Consider the following 6,586-nt stretch of genomic DNA (forward strand, 5'->3'; position numbering starts at 1 on the left):
GGGAGCGCAGCCGCGGCAGTCCGAGCCGGCCCGGCGCCATGGTGACCACCGCGAGCACCCCGAACTCGCGGTCGAGGACCAGGTCCCCGACGGCTGGCTGCGACTGGCGGACACGGAGGCCGCCGACGGCGAGTTCACGCCGGACGGCGAGACCCTCGCCACCGACCCGCTGATGCTGTATTTCACCTCCGGCACCACCGACCGCCCCAAGCTCGTCGAGCACACGCACGCCTCGTACCCCATCGGGCACCTCTCCACCATGTACTGGCTCGGGCTGCGCCCCGGCGACGTCCACCTCAACATCGCCTCGCCCGGCTGGGCCAAGCACGCCTGGTCCAACCTCTTCGCCCCGTGGAACGCCGGAGCGACCGTTTTCGTCCACAACTACACCCGCTTCGACGCCGAGCGACTGATGGCCGAGATGGACCGGCACGGCGTGACCACCTTCTGCGCCCCGCCCACCGTGTGGCGGATGCTGATCCAGTCCGACCTCACCAAGCTGGCCAGGCCCCCGCGCGAGGCCGTCGCCGCCGGGGAGCCGCTCAACCCGGAGGTCATCGAGCGGGTCCGCGCGGCCTGGGGCGTCACCATCCGTGACGGCTTCGGCCAGACCGAGACCACCCTCCAGGTCGGGAACTTCCCCGGCGTGCCCGTCAAGCCAGGCTCCATGGGCCGCCCGGCGCCCGGCTACGAGATCGTCCTGCTGGACCCGGTCACCGGCAAGGAGTCCGCCGACGAGGGGGAGCTCTGCGTGGACCTGCGCACCCGGCCCGCCGGGGTGACGACCGGCTACCGCGACGACCCCGAGCGCACGGCCGAGGCCATGGCCGACGGGCTCTACCGCACCGGTGACATCGCCGCGCGCGACGCCGACGGGTACCTCACCTACGTCGGGCGCTCCGACGACGTGTTCAAGGCCTCGGACTACAAGATCAGCCCGTTCGAGCTGGAGAGCGCCCTGCTGGAGCACGAGGCGGTGGCCGAGGCCGCCGTCGTCCCGGCCCCGGACGCGCTGCGGCTGGCGGTCCCGAAGGCGTACGTCACCCTCGCGGGCGGCTGGGAGCCCGGGCCGGAGACGGCCCGGGTGCTGTTCGAGCACTCCCGCGCGGTGCTGTCCCCGTACAAGCGGATCCGCCGCATCGAGTTCGCCGAGCTCCCGAAGACCGTGTCCGGCAAGATCCGCCGGGTGGAGCTGCGGGAGCTCACCGCGGCCGGGTCGGCGGGGGAGTACGACGAGGCCGACCTGGACTGAGCGGGCCGGCTACGGGCCGGCCCCGGGCCGCCTACGGGCTGCCGCGCGCGCGGCAGCCCGTACGGGACGACCCACCCCGCCTCCGGGAGTACCCGCACGGCGCTACGCGGGCAGGTGCGCCTCGATCGCGGCGATGACCTCGGGGGCCTCGGGCTCGGTGCGCGGGCGGAAGCGCGCCACGACCTCGCCGGCGGGGGAGATCAGGAACTTCTCGAAGTTCCACTGGATGTCCCCGGCCGCGCCCTCCGCGTCCGCGGTCTTCACCAGCTCCTGGTAGAGCGGGTGCCGGTTCTCGCCGTTGACCTCGGACTTCTCCAGCATCGGGAAGGTGACGCCGAAACCGGCCGCGCAGAAGGTCTGGATGTCCTCGGCGCTGCCCGGCTCCTGCTCACCGAACTGGTTGCAGGGCACGCCGATGACCGTGAAGCCTTTCGCCTCGTACGCGAACTGCAGGCGGGCCAGTCCCGAGTACTGCGGGGTGAGCCCGCACTGCGAGGCGGTGTTCACCAGGAGGATCGCCTTGCCCTTGTGGGCGGCCAGGCTGGTGGGCTCGTCGGACAGGGTGGTCAGCGGGATGTCGTACAGGCTCATCGGGCTCTCCTGGGCAGGAAGTAGGCAATGCCTACGAGCTTAGGGGGTAGCTTGCCGATCCCGCCGGGTCCTCCCGTTCCGCCCCCCTACGCGTCCGGGCCGACCAGCGCGTCCGCCGGGTCGTTGACCGGCTGTGGCATGCCGGTCAGGTCTATGACGAAGAGGGGTATCCCGAGATCGTCCGCGCGGGCCCGGGCGTCCTCCGTGTAGCCCGCGAGCGCGAAGTAGACGCTGGTCGCGGAGGCCGTGAGTCCGTTCAGCCAGACGCACTCCACCGCCCGCAGCCCGGCCGGCGCCGTGGTCGGGTCCACCTGGGCGACCAGGCCCGGAGCCCGCAGGTCCACCGTCGCCGCGGGAATCGGGCGTCCGTCGGGCTGCCGCACGTCCCGGAAGCCGAGCCAGCGCAGGTACAGCGCGGCCGTGGCCACCGCGTCACGGGCCGTACGGATGGTCACCGGCCGGAACGCGGGGCGCGGCACGGGTGGGGCCGGCGGCGGCGGAATGTGCGCCGGGCGCCCGTCGGTGGCTCCGCCGGATCCGCCGGTGGGCCCGCCCGCCGGACCGGGCCCGGTGCTGTCCCGATATGGCCGGGCGGTCGCCGGGGACCCGCCGGCCGGACCTGCCGAGGTCCCCGTCGCCTCCAGCGGGTGCACCGGAATGAGGACCACGGTCCCGCACGAACCGCAGCCCAGCTCGGGATGCGGCCACTCGCTCTCGCGCCCGCAGGTCGTGCAGCGCACCGTCACCCAGGTGTCCGACCACGTCCGGTGGGTCAGTGGAACCGGCGGCGCCGCCAGGTCCAGCGGGGGATGGACCGGGCTTCCGCACGCGCAGGGGAAGACCGGGGCGGTGTAGCCGTTCTCGCGCAGGCACGCCGGGCAGCGCACCGGTACCGCTTCCGCCATGAGACCTGGACCCCCTCCGTCGCTGTGCGTAGGTCCATGCTCCACCACCGGCGACCGCCGGGGGGAGGTCGCGCGCCTTTTCCGGGGGTTTCCCGCCGACGGATCAGTGATTTGTACAAGTCGGCGACCGACTTGCGGCTTTTGGTGTCTTCCGGGGTCCCCTACCGCCTTGACGTCGCTGGAGTCGCCGCTTAGCTTGTTCCGTATAGCAGAACAAAACTTCCGGATTACGGAAAAGCCTGACCGCCAGACCCGCAGGAGAACTCGATGCCTCGTATGACAGCCGCCGCCGCTGCAGTGGAGATCCTCAAGCTCGAGGGTGTCGAACAAGCGTTCGGCGTCCCCGGTGCTGCGATCAACCCGTTCTACCGCGAGCTCAAGAACGTGGGCGGCATCGCGCACACCCTCGCCCGCCACGTCGAGGGCGCTTCGCACATGGCCGAGGGCTACACGCGTGCCAAGGCGGGCAACATCGGTGTCTGCATCGGTACTTCGGGCCCGGCCGGCACGGACATGATCACCGGCCTGTACTCGGCGATCGCGGACTCGATCCCGATCCTCTGCATCACCGGTCAGGCCCCGGTCTCGAAGCTCCACAAGGAGGACTTCCAGGCCGTCGACATCGCCTCGATCGCCAAGCCGGTCACCAAGAAGGCCACGACCGTCCTGGAGGCCGCGCAGGTCCCGGGCGTGTTCCAGGAGGCCTTCCACCTGATGCGCTCCGGCCGTCCGGGCCCGGTCCTGATCGACCTCCCGATCGACGTCCAGCTGACCGAGATCGAGTTCGACCCGGAGACCTACTCCCCGCTGCCGGTCTACAAGCCGCAGGCCACCCGCGCCCAGGCCGCGAAGGCCCTGCAGTTCCTGCTGGAGTCCGAGCGCCCGCTGATCGTCGCCGGTGGCGGCATCATCAACGCCGACGCCTCCGACCTGCTGGTCGAGTTCGCCGAGTTGGTCAACGTCCCTGTCATCTCCACCCTGATGGGCTGGGGCACCATCCCGGACGACCACGAGCTGGCCGCCGGCATGGTCGGTGTGCAGACCGCGCACCGCTACGGCAACGCGACGTTCCTGGAGTCGGACTTCGTCTTCGGCATCGGCAACCGCTGGGCCAACCGCCACACCGGTTACAACCTGGACGCCTACACCAAGGGCCGCAAGTTCGTCCACGTCGACATCGAGCCCACCCAGCTCGGCAAGATCTTCGCCCCGGACTTCGGCATCGCCTCCGACGCCAAGGCCGCGCTGGAGCTCTTCATCGAGATCGCCAAGGAGCTCAAGGCCGAGGGCAAGCTGCCGGACTTCTCCGCCTGGACCGCCTCGGCGCAGGACCGCAAGGCGACCCTGCAGCGCCGTACGCACTTCGACAACATCCCCCTGAAGCCGCAGCGCGTCTACGAGGAGATGAACAAGGCGTTCGGTCCCGAGACCCGCTACGTCACCACCATCGGCCTCTCCCAGATCGCGGCGGCGCAGTTCCTGCACGTCTACCGCCCGCGCAACTGGATCAACTGCGGCCAGGCCGGCCCCCTCGGCTGGACCATCCCGGCCGCCATCGGTGCCGCCACCGCGGAGCCGGAGACCCCGATCGTCGCGCTGTCCGGCGACTACGACTTCCAGTTCATGATCGAGGAGCTGGCGGTCGCCGCCCAGCACAAGGTCCCCTACGTCCACGTCCTCGTGAACAACGCCTACCTGGGTCTGATCCGTCAGGCGCAGGGTGGCCTGGGCATCAACTTCGAGGTCAACCTCGAGTTCGAGAACATCAACACCCCCGAGCTGGGTGTCTACGGTGTCGACCACGTCAAGGTCGCCGAGGGCCTGGGCGTCAAGGCCATCCGCGTCACCGACCCGGACAAGCTGGGCGAGGCCTTCGAGGAGGCCAAGAAGCTGGCCCAGGAGTTCCAGGTCCCGGTCGTCGTCGAGGCCATCCTGGAGCGCATCACCAACATCGCGATGAGCAAGACGGTCGACATGAGCGACGTCACCGAGTTCGAAGAGCTCGCGACCGAGCCGGGCCACGCCCCGACCGCGATCAAGGCCCTGCAGGTCTGATCACCCCGCACCACCCGGCGGGCCCCGTCCCTCCGCAAGGAGGGCGGGGGCCGCTCCGCGTTCCGGCGCCGCCGGGCGGCCCCGTACGGCAGCGTCCGTTCGGGGCTTCGTCACGTGTGTCGACCGCCGGGCCGCCCGCACGGGCGGCCCGGCGCAGGACACTGACCGGTGCTCCGCCGCTGCCGCGGGGTACGGGCGGAGAGTGAGGTGGCCGGGGTGACGGAGGCTTCGACGGGCGGGCCGGACCGTGACGGCGACGGCTCCGTCGAAGCCGATGTCGAGCTCGGGGGCTACCGGCAGGAGCTGAAGCGCACGCTGGGCTCCTTCCAGGTGTTCGCGATCTCGTTCGCCTTCATCTCGGTGGCGGTCGGTGTCTTCGGGACCTACGACGAAGTACTCCGCACCGCGGGACCGGTGGGGATCTGGCTCTGGCTGATCGCCGCGGTGGGGCAGACCCTGGTGGCGCTGGTGGTCGCCCAGTTCGCGGCCCGCATCCCGCTCAGCGGTTCCTCCTACCAGTGGGCCTCCCGGCTGGCCGACCCGCGGACCGGCTGGTGGTTCGGGTGGCTGACCTTCTGCTTCCTGGCGATCGCCGTCGTGGCGATCGACAACGCCCTGGCGAGCCAGTCGTTCATGCCGCTCGCCGGCATCGCGGCGGACGAGGACACCGCGCGTGTGATCACGCTCGTGGTGCTGCTCGTCCAGGCCGTCGTCGCCATCGCCTCGACGCGCCTGGTCAGCTGGATCAACTCGGTGGCGGTGGGGCTGGAGGTGGCCCTCGTCGTGGTGGTGACGATCGCGCTCCTCATCGCCGTGGCGGTCACGGGCGACGGCTCGGCGGCCAACCTCACCTCGCGCGGAGTAGCCGCGCACGCGCCCGACTACTTCGCCGTCGGTGGCGGGCTGATGCTGGCGATGATCATGGGTCTCGCCACGCTCGTGGGCTTCGACTCCGCCGCGAACCTCGCGGAGGAGGCCAAGGATCCCCACCGCAGCGTCCCGCGCGCGATCGTGGGCTCGGTCGTCGCCGCGGGAATCCTCGGCATGCTCTTCCTGATCGCGCTGACCGTCGCGATCGAGGACGTCCCGCGGATCAGCGCCGACGGGTCGCCGGTCGCGGCGATCATGCGCGAGAGCCTGGGTCCGGCCGCGGAGAAGGTGCTGCTCGTCGCGATCTCGTTCGCGTTCTTCGGCGCCGGGGTCGTGGTGATGGTCTCCTGCTCGCGGCTGGTCTACGCGATGTCGCGCGACGCACGCTTCCCCGCGCACCGGGTGATGCGGCGGGTGAACCCCCGTACGCGGACACCGATCCCGGCGACCCTGCTGATCCTCGCGCTCGGGTTCGTCCTGATGGTGGCGCTGCCCGGCGCCGCACTGCTGGAGCTGATCACGGCGTCGACGATCCTCCCGGCCGTCGTCTACGGCGCGACGATCGTCCTCTACCTGGCCGTGCGCGGCCGCCTGGGCCGCCGTCAGGGCGCCTTCGACCTCGGACGCCTGGAGCTGCCGGTCGCGCTCTGCGCGCTGGTCTGGACCCTGCTCGCGCTGTTCGTCCTGGTGACGCCGCGGGAGGCGCTGGTCCCCGTCGTGATCGTGGCCGGCCTGCTCCTCCTGGGAGGGCTGTTCTTCCTCGGCATGCTGGTGTTCGACCGCGAGGCGCTGGACACCGAACCCGGCGAGGACATCTTCCGCGAGGGCCGCTGAGGAGCGTTCCCGTTCTGAGGCGGGGTCCTGAGGCGGGGTCCTGCCCGGACACGACAAGGCGCCGAGTCACGGGACCGTC

At 71.1% G+C, this 6,586-nt stretch carries 5 protein-coding genes; 3 read left to right on the top strand and 2 right to left on the bottom strand.

Translation table 11 applies throughout. The features are described 5' to 3' along the window. A partial coding sequence (locus AB8A24_RS23245) for an AMP-binding protein (protein ID WP_369477456.1) occupies positions 1-1,252 on the top strand: 1,252 nt, incomplete at its 5' end. Between the two features lie 102 nt (positions 1,253-1,354). Here the strand turns inward: AB8A24_RS23245 and AB8A24_RS23250 are convergent. Continuing rightward, the gene (locus AB8A24_RS23250; RefSeq protein ID WP_328961008.1) at positions 1,355-1,843 is read right to left on the bottom strand and encodes a glutathione peroxidase; all 489 of its coding nucleotides are present in this window, start codon (positions 1,841-1,843) and stop codon (positions 1,355-1,357) included. Positions 1,844-1,929: 86 nt separating this feature from the next. Beyond that, positions 1,930-2,748 carry a hypothetical protein gene (locus AB8A24_RS23255; RefSeq protein WP_369477458.1) on the bottom strand — a complete coding sequence of 273 codons (819 nt, stop codon included), beginning with the start codon at positions 2,746-2,748 and terminating at the stop codon, positions 1,930-1,932. A 267-nt stretch (positions 2,749-3,015) separates the two neighbouring features. On the opposite strand from AB8A24_RS23255, the gene gcl reads away from it, so the two are divergent. Together gcl and AB8A24_RS23265 are read left to right on the top strand one after the other, a co-directional pair. Next, the gene (gcl, locus tag AB8A24_RS23260; protein ID WP_033218096.1) at positions 3,016-4,803 is read left to right on the top strand and encodes a glyoxylate carboligase; all 1,788 of its coding nucleotides are present in this window, start codon (positions 3,016-3,018) and stop codon (positions 4,801-4,803) included. 216 nt (positions 4,804-5,019) lie between these two features. Then, the gene (locus AB8A24_RS23265; RefSeq protein ID WP_369477460.1) at positions 5,020-6,507 is read left to right on the top strand and encodes an APC family permease; all 1,488 of its coding nucleotides are present in this window, start codon (positions 5,020-5,022) and stop codon (positions 6,505-6,507) included. The last annotated feature ends 79 nt before the right edge of the window (positions 6,508-6,586 follow it).

The sequence above is a fragment of the Streptomyces sp. BF23-19 genome, assembly GCF_041106355.1.
Lineage (GTDB): Bacteria > Actinomycetota > Actinomycetes > Streptomycetales > Streptomycetaceae > Streptomyces > Streptomyces virginiae_A.

Excerpts from the sequence above, each read along its gene's own strand:
- AB8A24_RS23250 (WP_328961008.1), bottom strand. The coding sequence starts at position 1,843 with ATGAGCCTGTACGACATCCCGCTGACCACCCTGTCCGACGAGCCCACC.
- AB8A24_RS23255 (WP_369477458.1), bottom strand. The coding sequence starts at position 2,748 with ATGGCGGAAGCGGTACCGGTGCGCTGCCCGGCGTGCCTGCGCGAGAAC.
- gcl (WP_033218096.1), top strand. The coding sequence starts at position 3,016 with ATGCCTCGTATGACAGCCGCCGCCGCTGCAGTGGAGATCCTCAAGCTC.